Origin of the sequence: Pseudescherichia sp. (assembly GCF_032052675.1) — a bacterium.
Lineage (GTDB): Bacteria > Pseudomonadota > Gammaproteobacteria > Enterobacterales > Enterobacteriaceae > Pseudescherichia.
The window spans coordinates 75,648-90,155 of sequence record NZ_DAMBWA010000006.1; the positions used below are offsets into that span (position 1 = coordinate 75,648).

At 59.4% G+C, this 14,508-nt stretch carries 10 protein-coding genes; 5 read left to right on the forward strand and 5 right to left on the reverse strand.

What is annotated here, in order from left to right:
* Positions 1 to 109 precede the first annotated feature (109 nt).
* From infA to trxB, 5 genes are all read right to left on the reverse strand, one after another.
* Positions 110 to 328, reverse strand: a complete 219-nt coding sequence (infA, locus tag RTX96_RS10225) for a translation initiation factor IF-1 (protein WP_001040187.1) — start codon at positions 326 to 328, stop codon at positions 110 to 112.
* Between the two features lie 285 nt (positions 329 to 613).
* Positions 614 to 1,318, reverse strand: a complete 705-nt coding sequence (gene aat, locus RTX96_RS10230) for a leucyl/phenylalanyl-tRNA--protein transferase (RefSeq protein ID WP_312670900.1) — start codon at positions 1,316 to 1,318, stop codon at positions 614 to 616.
* A 69-nt stretch (positions 1,319 to 1,387) separates the two neighbouring features.
* The gene (gene cydC, locus RTX96_RS10235; RefSeq protein ID WP_312670901.1) at positions 1,388 to 3,109 is read right to left on the reverse strand and encodes a heme ABC transporter ATP-binding protein/permease CydC; all 1,722 of its coding nucleotides are present in this window, start codon (positions 3,107 to 3,109) and stop codon (positions 1,388 to 1,390) included.
* On the reverse strand, positions 3,110 to 4,876 hold the full coding sequence (cydD, locus tag RTX96_RS10240) for a heme ABC transporter permease/ATP-binding protein CydD (protein ID WP_312269021.1): 1,767 nt from the start codon (positions 4,874 to 4,876) through the stop codon (positions 3,110 to 3,112).
* 113 nt (positions 4,877 to 4,989) lie between these two features.
* Positions 4,990 to 5,958, reverse strand: coding sequence for a thioredoxin-disulfide reductase (trxB, locus tag RTX96_RS10245; protein WP_312670902.1), 969 nt, complete (start codon positions 5,956 to 5,958; stop codon positions 4,990 to 4,992).
* Between the two features lie 562 nt (positions 5,959 to 6,520).
* On the opposite strand from trxB, the gene lrp reads away from it, so the two are divergent.
* From lrp to serS, 5 genes are all read left to right on the forward strand, one after another.
* Entirely contained in the window at positions 6,521 to 7,015 is a 495-nt protein-coding gene (gene lrp, locus RTX96_RS10250) for a leucine-responsive transcriptional regulator Lrp (RefSeq protein ID WP_000228469.1), read from the forward strand.
* Between the two features lie 120 nt (positions 7,016 to 7,135).
* Positions 7,136 to 10,966, forward strand: a complete 3,831-nt coding sequence (gene ftsK, locus RTX96_RS10255) for a DNA translocase FtsK (RefSeq protein WP_312670903.1) — start codon at positions 7,136 to 7,138, stop codon at positions 10,964 to 10,966.
* Positions 10,967 to 11,106: 140 nt separating this feature from the next.
* Complete coding sequence (gene lolA / locus RTX96_RS10260; protein WP_103819661.1) at positions 11,107 to 11,718, forward strand: outer membrane lipoprotein chaperone LolA; 612 nt, start codon at positions 11,107 to 11,109, stop codon at positions 11,716 to 11,718.
* An 8-nt stretch (positions 11,719 to 11,726) separates the two neighbouring features.
* Positions 11,727 to 13,070, forward strand: a complete 1,344-nt coding sequence (locus RTX96_RS10265; protein WP_312670904.1) for a replication-associated recombination protein A — start codon at positions 11,727 to 11,729, stop codon at positions 13,068 to 13,070.
* 91 nt (positions 13,071 to 13,161) lie between these two features.
* Positions 13,162 to 14,454: a serine--tRNA ligase gene (gene serS, locus RTX96_RS10270; RefSeq protein WP_268108521.1), complete on the forward strand. Its 1,293-nt coding sequence runs from the start codon at positions 13,162 to 13,164 to the stop codon at positions 14,452 to 14,454.
* Positions 14,455 to 14,508 lie beyond the last annotated feature (54 nt).

Sequence of the window (14,508 nt, forward strand, 5' to 3'; positions counted from 1 at the left end):
CTACGAAGAACCATGTGCCACTGGATATAACGCCAATAAAAAAGGCCGGGATAATTCCCGGCCTTTTACTATTCATAATCTGTGCGATTAGCGCACAGCAGCGATGCGATTAGCGACTACGGAAGACAATGCGGCCTTTGCTCAGGTCGTACGGGGTCAGCTCAACAGTCACTTTGTCGCCCGTCAGAATGCGGATATAGTTTTTACGCATTTTACCGGAGATATGCGCAGTTACCACGTGACCGTTTTCCAGTTCTACGCGAAACATGGTATTAGGTAACGTTTCAAGAACGGTACCCTGCATTTCAATATTGTCTTCTTTGGCCATCTAGTCCTCGGGGGTATCACTACCAAAATTTTTGAACCGGCAAGATAATGCCGAAGTTCGTCTGTTAAGTAAAGATTTGTGCTGATAAAACGCAGCAAAGTAACCTTGGCGTATTACCCTCGCGCCAGCGAAGCGGCGCAAAAAAGCGCAAACCTAAAGGGGAGCGATAAGATAAACGATGGGCGTTACCTGATTCGAGCTATTCCCAAGCGGCGGCGGGGCAACAGGCAGAAGCTACTCTGCGCCGCTATTATAGCACTCTGAAAGAAAATATGCCGAAAACATTCATAGGGCTGGCGTAAATAAGGTACGCGGCAGCCAGCAACGCGGGGAGAGCGGCTGATGGCGGAGGCGCTCCAGATGCTGAAGGTATTCCCGGCGCGGCATTTCACCCACGCCCAGCGAGGCGGTATGCTCGTTCAACACCTGACAGTCGATCAGCTCGCCCCCCTGACGTAAAAACTCGGCGCAAAACACCAGCAAGGCAGTCTTAGAGGCGTTGACCCGGCGGCTAAACATCGATTCGCCGCAGAACAGCCCCCCCTGGGCGACGCCGTACATACCGCCAACCAGCTCGTCTCCCTCCCAAACTTCAATGGAGTGAGCATGGCCCAGCTCGTGCAGGCGATGGTAGGCCAGCATGACGGCCGGCGTGATCCAGGTGCCTTCATAGCGGTCGGTCGCGCAGCCTTTAATCACCTGGTCAAAATCATGATTTAACGTCACGCGATAGGGCGAGTTTTTATGGAAGCGTTTCAAGCTGCGGCTAACGTGAAAGCGGTCAGGCCACAGCACCGCCCGGGGATCGGGGGACCACCAGAGGATCGGATCGCCAGTTGAAAACCAGGGAAAGATGCCCTGCTGATAGGCCATCAGCAGGCGAGCCGGACTGAGATCGCCTCCCAGCGCCAGCAGTCCGTTGGGTTCACGCAGCGCTCCCTCAGGGGAGGGAAAAGCAAGAGAGTGATGAGATAGCTGAACCAGGCGCATGGCGACAACGCTCCGCAACGCAACAAATAGGGATCCATAAAACCAGGCACCTCGTGCCTGGCCACTCTTTTACAGCCGTTGCTTAAACTGGTAATAACGACCCTGTTTGGCCAGTAACGCTGTGTGATTACCTTGCTCAATTATTTGACCATTGTCCATCACAATAATGCGATCGAAGCGTGATAATCCACGCAGGCGGTGGGTGACCATCAGCACGGTTTTGCCCTGGGTAACACGTTCAAGTAAATCAAGGATTTGGCTCTCGGTCGTCGCATCCAGCCCTTCCGTAGGCTCGTCCAGCAGCAGCAGTGGGGCATCATGCAGCAGCGCCCGCGCCACCGCCAGCCGCCGCAGCTCGCCGCCGGAGAGCTGACGACCGCCTTCACCCAGCCAGCTGTTCAGCCCGCCCTCATCAAGCAGCTTCTCCAGCCCCACCTGCGTGAGTACCGCCGCCAGGGTGTCATCCGTCGCCGTCGGCGAGGCCAGCAGCAGGTTGTCGCGCAGGGTGGCGCTAAACAGATGCACCCGCTGGGGCACAACGCTAATCGTTGCCCGCAGGGCTGGCTCGCTCAGGGAGGCAAGCGGCTCGCCGTTAATGGCGATCTCCCCCGCAGCAGGATCCCAGGCGCGGGTCAGCAGCTGCAAAAGGGTAGATTTGCCGCAGCCGGTGCGGCCCAGAATAGCAACGTGCTCGCCGGCAGTAATCTGTAGTGAGATGCCGTCCAGCGCCTTCTGCGGCTGCTGGGGATAGCTAAAGCTGACGTTGTCGAGGGTCAGCGCCGCCTGCGCAGGCGGTGGCGTCTGATTGTCGTTAAAGCGCACCTCGGGCGGATACTGGGTAATTTGCGTGATCCGCACCGCCGAGGCGATGACCTGGCCCAGATGCTGGAAGGCCCCCGTCACCGGTGCCAGCGCCTCAAAGGCGGCCAGCGCACAGAAAACAAACAGGGCGATCAGTGCCCCCGGCTGGGTATCGCTACCCACGCCACCCGCCGCAAGCCACAGCATGGCGAGCACGGCAACCGCGTTGATCAGCAGCATTACCGCCTGCGACAGCGCGGTAAGCTCAGACTGACGGCGCTGCGCATCGTGCCAGCTCAGCTCGGTGTTCTCCATCTGCGCACGGTAGCGCTCGCTTGCGCCGAAGATCGTCAGCTCCGCCTGGCCCTGAAGCCAGCTGGTGACCTGCTGGCGATACTCACCGCGCAGGGTGGTGAGCTTCTCACCGGTGGGCTTACCGGCGCGATAGAACAGAGGAGGGAGCAGCAACAGCGTTAGCAGCATAATGCCGCCAAGAGTTAACGCCAGCGTGACATCGAGAATGCTCAGGCCGATGGTGACCACCACGATAGTGATCAGCGCCCCCACCAGCGGGGAGATCACCCGCAGGTAGAGGTGATCCAGGGTATCAACGTCCGCCACGATGCGGTTAAGCAGCTCTCCCTGACGAAAGCGCGCCAGCCCGGCGGGGGAGAGGGGCAGCAGCTTGCTGAAGGTCGAGACGCGCAGATGCTGCAGCACCCGGAAGGTGGCGTCATGGCTAACCAGCCGTTCAAAGTAGCGTCCCGCCGTACGGGTAATCGCTGCCCCGCGCACCCCGGCGGCGGGTAGCATGTAGTTAAAACTGTATAGCCCGCTCACGCCCACCACCGCCGAGGCGGAGAGGAACCAGCCCGAGAGCGTGATCAGACCAATGCTCGCCAGCAGGGTGACGATCGCCAGTACGACGCCCAGCGTCAGCAGCCAGAAATGGCGCTTGTAGAGGGCAAGAAAAGGGATAAGCGCACGCATTTAAATCTCCTCCTGACGATGAGCGAGCAGGGCGGCAAAGGCCCCGTTGGCGGCGGAAAGCTCGGTATACGTTCCCTGTTCGACGATAGATCCACTCTGCATCACCCAGACGGCGTCCCAGTCTGCAAGCCCTTCCAACTGGTGGGTAACCATCAGCGTGGTCTGGCGTAGGGAGGCGGCGTTCAACGCCTGCATCACGCGCTGTTCGCTGTGGGCGTCGAGGCTGGCGGCAGGTTCATCCAGCAGCAGCAGCTGGCAAGGGTTGAGCAGGGCACGCGCCACCGCCACCCGCTGGGCCTGGCCAACGGAGAGCCGTGCGGCCTGGTCGCCTACGGGCGTATCGATACCCTGCGGCAGCAGCGGCAGAAACTCACTGACCCAGGCGCTGTCCAGCGCGGCATTTAGCTCCGCTTCGCTGGCATCGGGACGCGCCAGCAGCACGTTTTCACGCAGCGTGGCTGCCGGAAGCTGCGGGTTTTGTCCCACCCAGCTCAGGCGCTGACGCCAGGCCTCCGGGTTGAGATCGCGCAGCTCGGTACCGTTAATCTGCAGCGAACCCCGGTAGGAGAGGAAGCCGGAGAGGGTATTAATCAGCGAGCTTTTACCTGAGCCGCTCTGACCCACCAGCACCACGCGTTGCCCGGCGGCAAGGGTAAAGTTGAGCGGACCCGCCAGCACGGCACCTTCCGGCGAGGTGATCCAGAGATCGCGAGCGCAGAGGCTAATGCCGTTGCTGTCATCAGGCACCGCTTCACCATGCTCTGGGTGAGCGAGCGGCGTCTCCAGGAAGGTTTTCAGGCTATCCGCCGCGCCGACGGCCTGCGCTTTCGCATGGTAGAAGGTGCCTAAATCGCGCAGCGGCTGGAAAAACTCCGGGGCCAGGATCAGGGCCAGGAAGCCGGCGAACAGCGTTACGCCGGTACCGTAGTGGCCGAAGTTGAGCTCGCCCAGGTAGGAGAAGCCAAAGTAGACCGCCACCAGTGCAATAGAGAGCGAGGTGAAAAATTCCAGCACGCCGGAGGAGAGAAAGGCGAGGCGTAGCACGTCCATCGTACGGCTGCGAAAATCTTCCGACGCTTTACGGATATTGTCCGTCTCAGCCGCGCCGCGGCCAAAAATGCGCAGCGTCTCCATCCCCCGCAGGCGATCGAGAAAGTGACCGCTCAGGCGGGCCAGCGCCTTGAAGTTGCGACGGTTAGCATCGGCGGCGCCCATGCCCACCATCGCCATAAAGGTGGGGATCAGTGGAGCCGTCGCCAGCAGGATCAGCGCGGCGGCCCAGTTAAAGGGGAAAATCACAATCACGATCAGCAGCGGCACGCTCACCGCCAGCGCCATCTGCGGCAGGTAACGGGCGTAGTAGTCGTGCATATCGTCAATCTGCTCAAGGATCAGCGTAGCCCAGCTGCCCGCTGGCCGCCCTTGAATCCACGCTGGCCCGGCCTGCTGCAGGCGGTCAAGCACCTGGCGGCGAATTTCATACCGAATGTGCAGGCCCGCGTGAAAGCCGACGCGCTCGCGCAGCCAGACTACCCAGGCGCGCAGCACAAACACCAGCACCAGCTGGACAAACGGCAGCAGCAGCGCCTCGCGCGGAATATTTTCCACGATCAGGTGGTTGAGTATGCGCGCCAGCAGCCAGGCCTGGGCGACAATCAGCAGACCGCTCGCCAGACCGAGCAGGCGTGACACCAGCAGCCAACGGCGGGAGAAAATACTTTGCTGTTTTAACCAGCGGGTTAATTCTTGTTGACGGGTTTTATTCATGGCGCGCTTAGCAGGTGGCTTGTCAGATTTTTGAGCTGCGCAATGTTACAACGGGACAAAAATAAAGGCGACTTATAGTCGCCTTTTTTACCTTTGTTACTGACTTGTAAAGATTATTTAGAAAGTTCAGCCAGTCCGTCAAGGTAGCGCTCTGCATCGAGCGCGGCCATGCAGCCAGTGCCCGCGGAGGTGATCGCCTGACGGTAGATATGATCCATAACGTCACCCGCAGCAAACACGCCTGGGATGCTGGTCTGGGTGGCATTGCCATGAATACCGGACTGCACCTTGATGTAGCCGTTTTCCAGCTCCAGCTGGCCGTCAAAAATCGCCGTGTTCGGGCTGTGGCCGATAGCCACGAACAGTCCCGCAACCTCTAACGACTCGACGTTGTCGGCATTCTGCGTATCACGCAGGCGCAGGCCGCTCACGCCCATCTGGTCGCCGGTCACCTCTTCCAGGGTACGATGGGTGTGCAGGACGATGTTGCCGCTGGCCACTTTGTCCATCAGACGTTTGATCAGGATCTTCTCCGCGCGGAAGGTGTCGCGACGGTGGATCAGGTGCACCTCAGAGGCGATGTTCGCCAGGTAGAGCGCTTCCTCAACCGCCGTGTTGCCGCCGCCGATGACCGCCACTTTCTGGTTACGGTAGAAGAAACCGTCGCAGGTGGCGCAGGCGGAGACGCCGCGGCCCTTAAACGCCTCTTCCGAAGGCAGGCCCAGGTAGCGGGCAGACGCGCCGGTCGCCACGATCAGCGCATCGCAGGTGTACTCGCCGCTGTCGCCGATCAGGCGGAACGGACGGTTCTGCAGATCGACCTTGCTGATGTGGTCAAACAGAATTTCGGTCTCAAACTTCGCGGCGTGCTCGTGCATACGCTCCATCAGCAGCGGACCGGTCAGGTCATGCGGGTCGCCCGGCCAGTTTTCCACTTCAGTAGTGGTAGTAAGCTGACCGCCCTTTTCCATACCGGTAATCAGTACCGGCTGAAGGTTAGCGCGTGCGGCATAGACCGCAGCGGTGTAGCCGGCAGGTCCAGAACCAAGAATAAGCAGCTTAGAATGTTTAGCTGTGCCCATGAGATCCCCATTGTTGGTGGCAGAGACTGCTGTTGGCAGACAATGGGCAGGATTGTAGGGAATTTACGGCGGTAAAAAAAGGGTATGGCAGTTTTGTTAACGATATGTGCAATAGGCGCGGCCAATAACGTAGACCCTTTTCCTCGCTGTGCCTATAACAAAATCTACTGAAATTGGTAGTGTTATAAGAAGATTCCATGAGGTTTAGGGAGGGTCGATGATGAATATCTGGCATGTTGTACTAAAAAACGATGTTTTACTTTGACAATCCGCTGCGCATTTGCGAAAACATTCGAGGAAGACAACGGCAGCGTTTCGCGCGTGGGACAACATCACGCATAAAGATGCCCCTCACAGGGCCAGTGAAATAGTACAGGGCGTGGACAGACACTCTTTGCAATCTTACTGGCTGCGCCTGGCAACCGTCTTCTTAATGCAGGCCCCGTTATGCTCCGCGCAAATAATGATAATGCGGAACGTATAGCGACGGGCAAAGACTCTGAACAGTGAAGTGCACAGGGTCAAGACAGGAGTAGGGAAGGAATACAGAGAGACAATAATAATGGTAGATAGCAAAAAGCGCCCTGGCAAAGATCTCGACCGCATCGATCGTAACATTCTGAATGAATTGCAGAAGGATGGGCGTATCTCTAACGTCGAGCTTTCAAAGCGAGTGGGACTTTCTCCGACGCCGTGCCTTGAGCGCGTGCGCCGACTGGAAAGACAGGGTTTCATTCAGGGCTATACAGCGCTGCTGAACCCGCATTATCTGGATGCATCACTTCTGGTATTTGTTGAGATTACTCTGAATCGCGGCGCGCCGGATGTGTTTGAGCAATTTAACGCCGCAGTACAGAAACTTGAAGAAATTCAAGAGTGTCATCTGGTTTCCGGTGATTTCGACTACCTGTTGAAAACCCGCGTGCCGGATATGTCGGCCTACCGCAAACTGCTGGGTGAAACCCTGCTGCGTCTGCCGGGCGTCAACGACACGCGTACCTACGTGGTGATGGAAGAGGTCAAACAGAGCAATCGTCTGGTGATTAAAACCCGCTAACACGGAACAGGTGCAAAATCGACGCAGTTTGATTACACTCCTGGTAATCCATACAGCAGCAGTGTCGGGGTAACCTGACACTGTTCTCCGTTTTAGCATCAAGGACCTGGAGAGCCTTTCTTGAGCCAGGAATATACTGAAGACAAAGAAGTCACATTAACCAAGTTAAGCAGCGGACGCCGGCTCCTTGAGGCGTTACTGATACTTGTCGCCCTTTTTGCAGTCTGGCTGATGGTCGCACTGCTCAGCTTCAACCCTTCCGATCCCAGCTGGTCACAAACCGCATGGCATGAGCCTATCCATAATCTGGGTGGCGCGCCGGGCGCGTGGCTTGCCGATACGCTATTTTTCATCTTTGGCGTCATGGCCTACACCATCCCGGTGATGATTGTGGGCGGCTGCTGGTTCGCCTGGCGGCACCGCGCTAATGAAGACTATATCGACTACTTCGCCGTCTCGCTGCGGCTGATTGGCGTGCTGGCCCTGATCCTCACCTCCTGCGGGCTAGCGGCCATCAACGCCGACGATATCTGGTACTTTGCCTCTGGCGGGGTGATCGGCAGCCTGCTGAGCACCACCATGATGCCGCTGCTGCACAGCAGCGGGGGCACCATTGCGCTACTCTGCGTCTGGGCTGCTGGACTCACGCTGTTCACCGGCTGGTCGTGGGTCAGCATCGCCGAGAAAATCGGCAGCGTGCTGCTCAACATTCTCACCTTCGCCAGCAACCGTACCCGTCGGGATGACACCTGGGTCGATGACGAAGAGTACGAAGACGAAGAGGAGTACGACGAGGAGCCCGCTGCGCAACGGCGTGAATCTCGCCGTACCCGCATTATGCGTGGCGTGCTGGCGCGTCGTAAGCGTGTGGCAGAGAAGTTTGCCAACCCGCTCGGCCGTAAAACCGATGAAGCGCTCTTCTCGGGGCGTCGCATGGACGATGAAGAAGAGGTGCAGTACAGCGCTCGTGGCGTCGCTGCCGATCCTAACGACGTGCTCTTCTCCGGCCACCGAGCCACCCAGGGCGAACAGTATGATGAGTACGATCCGCTGCTGAATGGCCCGAGCGTGGCTGAACCGCTTACCGCCGCCGCGCTGGCGACCGCCGATGCTCAGGCGCACGTTGCACCATCTCAGCCGGTTATGCCTACGCCGCCGGTGACCCAGACGGCCCCGATCCCGACCGCTGCAACGCTGTCTGAGCCTCTACCTGAAGCCCAGTGGCAGCCTGCCGCTCCTGAGCCGCAGCAGCACTATGTTCCGCCGATGCAGGCGCAGAATCCACCCGAGATGCACGTTGCCAGCGTTGCGCCACAGCCGGATCCGGTCTGGTCACCGGAGCCTGTCTGGCAGCAGGAGCCCGCCGCCGCTGCGCTAGTTGCTATGTCCGAGCCGGCTGTAACAGCGCCAGAGCCGGAGCCAGAGGAAGAGGTTAAGCATACCCGTCCGCCGCTCTACTATTTTGAAGAGGTTGAGGAGCGACGCGCCCGGGAGCGCGAGCAGCTTGCTGCCTGGTACCAGCCGGTTCCCGAACCCGCAGCGCCAGAGCCGGTGGCACCTGCACCTGCCGCGCCGGCAATGACGCCGCCGGTAGTAGAGCCGACCTTTGCGCCAGCCGTACCTGATGTTAAACAGGCTGCGGCGGTCGTGACTACCGTTGCCGCCTCCGCCGCTGCGGCACCCGCGTTCGGCCTGGCCGACGGCGGTGCGCCGCGTCCGCAGGTTAAAGAGGGCATTGGTCCTCAGCTGCCGCGCCCGAACCGGGTACGCGTGCCGACCCGCCGCGAGCTGGCCTCCTATGGTATTAAGCTCCCATCGCAGCGTATCGCTGAGGAGCGCGCCGCTCGTGAAGCGGAGCGTCAGCAGCCTGAGCCGTTTAGCGATGACGAGGCGGATACGCTGCATCAGGACGAACTGGCGCGCCAGTTTGCCGCCTCCCAGCAGTCGCGCTATGGAGAGGAGTATCAGCACGAAGCCCATACCGACACAGGACATGATAACGCTTGGCAGGACGAGGAAGACGATGCCGCTGAAGCGGAGCTGGCCCGCCAGTTCGCCGCCTCACAGCAGCAGCGCTATTCAACAGAGCAGCCGCCGTCGGCAAACCCGTTCTCGCTGGCCGACTTTGAGTTTTCGCCAATGAAAACGCTGGTGGACGACGGCCCGAGCGAGCCGCTCTTTACGCTACCGCCGGAAGAGCCTGCTCAACCGTCAGCTCCTGTACAGCAGCCACAGCAGCACTATCAGCAGCCCGCCGCGCCCGCGCCGGTGCAGCAGCACTACCAGCAGCCCGCCTCGCCTGCACCGGTACAGCAACAGCACCACCAGCAGCCTGCTGCGCCGGTGCAGCCACAGCAGCAGTATCAGCCCGCCGCCGCGCCCGTCGCGCCGCAGCCCGCTGTGCAGGAGAGCCTGATCCATCCGCTGCTGATGCGCAACGGCGACAGCCGTCCAGCACAGCGGCCGACAACGCCGCTGCCGTCGCTGGATCTGTTAACCCAGCCGCCGTCGGAAGTGGAGCCGGTAGACACCTTTGCCCTTGAGCAGATGGCGCGCCTGGTTGAGGCTCGTCTGAACGACTTCCGCATTAAGGCTGACGTGGTGAACTACTCTCCAGGTCCGGTGATCACCCGCTTTGAGCTTAATCTTGCGCCGGGCGTGAAAGCGGCGCGTATCTCTAACCTCTCCCGCGATCTGGCCCGTTCTCTGTCAACGGTGGCCGTCCGCGTGGTGGAGGTGATCCCCGGTAAGCCTTACGTGGGACTTGAGCTGCCGAATAAAAAGCGCCAGACCGTCTACCTGCGTGAGGTGCTGGACTGCGCCAAGTTCCGCGAAAGCCCGTCGCCGTTAACCGTGGTGCTGGGGAAAGATATCGCGGGCGATCCGATTATTGCCGATCTGGCTAAAATGCCGCACCTGCTGGTTGCCGGTACTACCGGATCGGGTAAATCGGTGGGGGTCAACGCCATGATCCTCAGCATGCTCTATAAAGCACGGCCGGAAGACGTGAGATTCATCATGATCGACCCGAAAATGCTGGAGCTATCGGTCTATGAGGGCATTCCACATCTGTTGACCGAGGTGGTGACCGACATGAAGGACGCTGCCAACGCCCTGCGCTGGAGCGTCAACGAGATGGAGCGTCGTTACAAGCTAATGTCCGCGCTCGGCGTGCGTAACCTTGCGGGCTACAACGAGAAGATCGCTGAAGCCGCACGTATGGGCCGCCCAATTCCGGATCCCTACTGGAAGCCGGGCGACAGCATGGACGCCACCCATCCGGTTCTGGAGAAGCTGCCGTATATCGTGGTGCTGGTAGACGAATTTGCTGACCTGATGATGACGGTAGGTAAAAAGGTCGAAGAGCTTATTGCCCGTCTGGCGCAGAAGGCGCGTGCTGCCGGTATCCACCTGGTGCTGGCTACCCAGCGTCCGTCGGTAGATGTCATCACCGGCCTGATCAAGGCCAACATCCCGACGCGTATCGCCTTCACCGTATCGAGCAAAATCGACTCCCGCACCATTCTCGATCAGGGCGGCGCCGAGTCGCTGCTGGGCATGGGGGATATGCTCTACTCCGGGCCTAACTCCTCCTCAGCGCCCGTACGCGTGCACGGTGCCTTTGTCCGTGATGAAGAGGTTCATGCCGTGGTGCAGGATTGGAAAGCGCGCGGTCGCCCGCAGTATGTCGATGGGATCACCTCCGACAGCGAAAGCGAAGGTGGCGGCGGTGGGCTGGAGTCCGGTGAAGAGCTGGATCCGCTGTTCGACCAGGCGGTCAACTTCGTTACCGAGAAGCGTAAGGCCTCGATCTCCGGCGTTCAGCGTCAGTTCCGCATCGGCTACAACCGCGCGGCGCGTATCATCGAGCAGATGGAAGCTCAGGGCATCGTCAGCGAGGCGGGCCACAACGGCAACCGTGAGGTGCTGGCTCCGCCGCCGTTCGAGTAGCGCGTCCAAGTGCAAATTTGGGTAAATTCGTCAAAAATCAGCTTTTTCCTCTTTCACTCTTTGCCGGTTTAGCCTGCAATGAGTGTCAGAGGTTCTCCCGGATCGGGAGCGACGTAACAGACGTAGCAAAAGGAATAACAATGAAAAAAATCGCAATGACCTGTGCATTACTCTCTTCACTGGTAGCGAGCAGCGTCTGGGCTGATGCCGCCAGCGATCTGAAAAGCCGCCTCGATAAAGTGAGCAGCTTCCACGCCAGCTTCACGCAAAAAGTGACCGACGGCAGCGGCGCGGCAGTGCAGGAAGGTCAGGGGGATTTATGGGTTAAGCGTCCGAACCTGTTCAACTGGCACATGACGCAGCCGGATGAAAGCATCCTGGTCTCCGACGGCAAAACCCTGTGGTTCTACAACCCGTTCGTTGAGCAGGCAACGGCGACCAATCTCAGCTCGGCGACCAGCAATACGCCGTTCATGCTGATTGCCCGTAACCAGACCAGCGACTGGCAGCAGTATAATATTAAGCAAACCGGTAACGACTTCGTGCTCACGCCGAAAAGCAAAAATGGTAACCTGAAGCAGTTCACCATTAACGTGAGTCAGAACGGCACCATTAACCAGTTCAGCGCCGTTGAGCAGGACGATCAGCGCAGTACATATCAGCTGCAGTCTCAGCAGAATGGCGCTGTTGATCCCTCTAAATTTACCTTTACCCCGCCGCAGGGCGTAACGGTGGACGATCAACGCAAGTAGAGGCCTGAGTGAGCAATCTGTCGCTCGATTTTTCAGACAACGCGTTTCAACCTCTGGCCGCCCGTATGCGGCCAGAAAACTTAGCGCAGTACATCGGCCAGCAGCATCTGCTGGCACCGGGTAAGCCGCTGCCGCGCGCGATCGAAGCCGGGCAGCTGCACTCGATGATCCTCTGGGGGCCACCCGGCACCGGCAAGACGACCCTTGCTGAAGTCATCGCTCATTACGCTAACGCCGATGTTGAACGCATCTCGGCGGTGACCTCCGGCGTGAAAGAGATCCGCGAGGCCATCGAGCGTGCCCGCCAGCGCCGCAATGCCGGTCGCCGCACCATTCTGTTTGTGGATGAGGTCCATCGCTTTAACAAAAGCCAGCAGGATGCTTTCCTGCCGCATATTGAAGACGGCACGATCACCTTCATCGGGGCCACCACCGAAAACCCATCGTTCGAGCTGAACTCGGCGCTGCTCTCCCGCGCCCGCGTCTATCTGCTGAAATCCCTCTCCGTTGAGGATATCGAGCAGGTGCTGGATCAGGCCATCAGCGACAAAACGCGCGGCTACGGCGGACAGAATATCGTCCTGCCGGACGAGACCCGGCTGGCCATCGCCCAGCTGGTCAATGGCGATGCCCGGCGCGCGCTCAACACGCTGGAGATGATGGCCGACATGGCCGAGGTCGACGAGAGCGGCAAGCGGGTGCTTAAGCCAGAGCTGCTCACCGAAATCGCCGGGGAGCGCAGCGCGCGTTTCGATAACAAAGGCGATCGCTTTTACGACCTCATCTCGGCTCTGCACAAATCCGTACGCGGCAGCTCGCCGGATGCGGCGCTCTACTGGTATGCGCGGATCATTACTGCCGGGGGCGACCCGCTGTATGTCGCGCGCCGCTGTCTGGCGATCGCCTCTGAAGACGTAGGCAACGCCGATCCTCGCGCGATGCAGGTGGCGCTTTCGGCCTGGGACTGCTTTACCCGCGTTGGGCCCGCAGAGGGGGAGCGCGCCATTGCTCAGGCGATTGTCTACCTTGCCTGTGCGCCAAAAAGCAACGCCGTCTATACCGCCTTTAAAGCGGCGATGGCCGACGCGCGTGACAAGCCGGACTATGACGTGCCGGATCATCTGCGTAATGCGCCAACCAAGCTGATGAAGGAGATGGGCTACGGTCAGCAGTATCGCTATGCCCACGACGAGCCTAACGCCTATGCGGCGGGCGAGGAGTACTTCCCCCCTGAAATAGCACAAACGCGCTATTATCATCCCACCAGCAGAGGTCTTGAGGGCAAGATTGGCGAAAAGCTCGCCTGGCTGGCCGATCAGGACAATAAAAGCCCCACAAAACGCTATCGCTAATTGAGGCGTTGCGGTAAGGTTACCTGTGAATTCTTGTGGCTGCGTCTGCGGCCACTCCCTCTAATATCAATTCGATAAGCACAGGATAAGCATGCTCGATCCCAATCTGCTGCGTACCGAGCCAGACGCAGTCGCAGAAAAACTGGCACGCCGGGGCTTTAAGCTGGATGTAGATAAACTGCGCGCTCTTGAAGAGCGTCGTAAAGTTTTGCAGGTCAACACTGAAAACCTGCAGGCGGAGCGTAACTCGCGATCGAAATCCATTGGCCAGGCGAAAGCGCGTGGGGAAGACATTGAGCCGTTACGTCTGGAAGTGAACAAGCTGGGCGAAGAGCTGGATGCAGCCAAAGCCGAGCTTGAGACGCTGCTGGCGGAGATCCGTGACATCGCGCTGACCCTGCCTAACCTGCCGGACGACTGTGTGCCGCTGGGTAAAGACGACAGCGAAAACGTGGAGGTGAGCCGCTGGGGCGAGCCACGTAAGTTTGATTTTGAAGTCCGCGATCACGTCACGCTGGGCGAAATGGCTAAAGGCCTCGACTTTGCCGCGGCGGTTAAGCTGACCGGCTCCCGCTTTGTGGTGATGCAGGGGCAGATCGCCCGCCTGCACCGCGCCCTGAGCCAGTTTATGATCGATCTGCATACCGAACAGCACGGCTATATCGAGAACTACGTGCCGTACCTGGTCAACCAGGACACGCTGTACGGCACCGGCCAGCTGCCTAAATTCGGTGGCGATCTCTTCCATACGCGCCCTCTGGACGAAGAGGCAGAGAGCAGCAACTACTCGCTGATCCCGACGGCGGAAGTGCCGCTGACCAATCTGGTGCGTGACGAGATCCTCGAAGAAGAGGCGCTGCCGTTGAAGATGACGGCCCATACGCCGTGCTTCCGCTCTGAAGCGGGCTCTTATGGACGTGACACCCGCGGCCTGATCCGTATGCACCAGTTTGATAAAGTTGAGATGGTGCAGATCGTGCGTCCGGAAGACTCTATGGACGCGCTGGAAGAGATGACCGGCCACGCTGAAAAGGTGCTGCAGCTGTTAGGCCTGCCGTACCGTAAAGTGCTGCTGTGCAGCGGCGATATGGGCTTTGGCGCGCGCAAAACCTACGACCTGGAAGTGTGGCTGCCGGCGCAGGATACCTACCGTGAGATCTCCTCCTGCTCCAACATGTGGGATTTCCAGGCGCGCCGCATGCAGGCTCGCTGCCGTAGCAAAGCCGACAAGAAAACCCGTCTGGTGCATACCCTGAACGGCTCTGGTCTGGCAGTAGGGCGTACGCTGGTGGCGGTGCTGGAGAACTACCAGCAGGCCGACGGTCGCATCGAGATCCCTGCGGTGCTGCGTCCGTACATGAAAGGTCTGGAGTACATCGGCTAATTCACGCCACACCCCCTCCTAAAAAAGCGCCTACGGGCGCTTTTTTTATGCATT

Bases quoted from the DNA above. Each gene is read 5' to 3' on its own strand.
- lrp (WP_000228469.1), top strand. From the start codon at position 6,521: ATGGTAGATAGCAAAAAGCGCCCTGGCAAAGATCTCGACCGCATCGAT.
- infA (WP_001040187.1), bottom strand. From the start codon at position 328: ATGGCCAAAGAAGACAATATTGAAATGCAGGGTACCGTTCTTGAAACG.
- lolA (WP_103819661.1), top strand. From the start codon at position 11,107: ATGAAAAAAATCGCAATGACCTGTGCATTACTCTCTTCACTGGTAGCG.
- serS (WP_268108521.1), top strand. From the start codon at position 13,162: ATGCTCGATCCCAATCTGCTGCGTACCGAGCCAGACGCAGTCGCAGAA.
- cydD (WP_312269021.1), bottom strand. From the start codon at position 4,876: ATGAATAAAACCCGTCAACAAGAATTAACCCGCTGGTTAAAACAGCAA.
- trxB (WP_312670902.1), bottom strand. From the start codon at position 5,958: ATGGGCACAGCTAAACATTCTAAGCTGCTTATTCTTGGTTCTGGACCT.
- aat (WP_312670900.1), bottom strand. From the start codon at position 1,318: ATGCGCCTGGTTCAGCTATCTCATCACTCTCTTGCTTTTCCCTCCCCT.
- cydC (WP_312670901.1), bottom strand. From the start codon at position 3,109: ATGCGTGCGCTTATCCCTTTTCTTGCCCTCTACAAGCGCCATTTCTGG.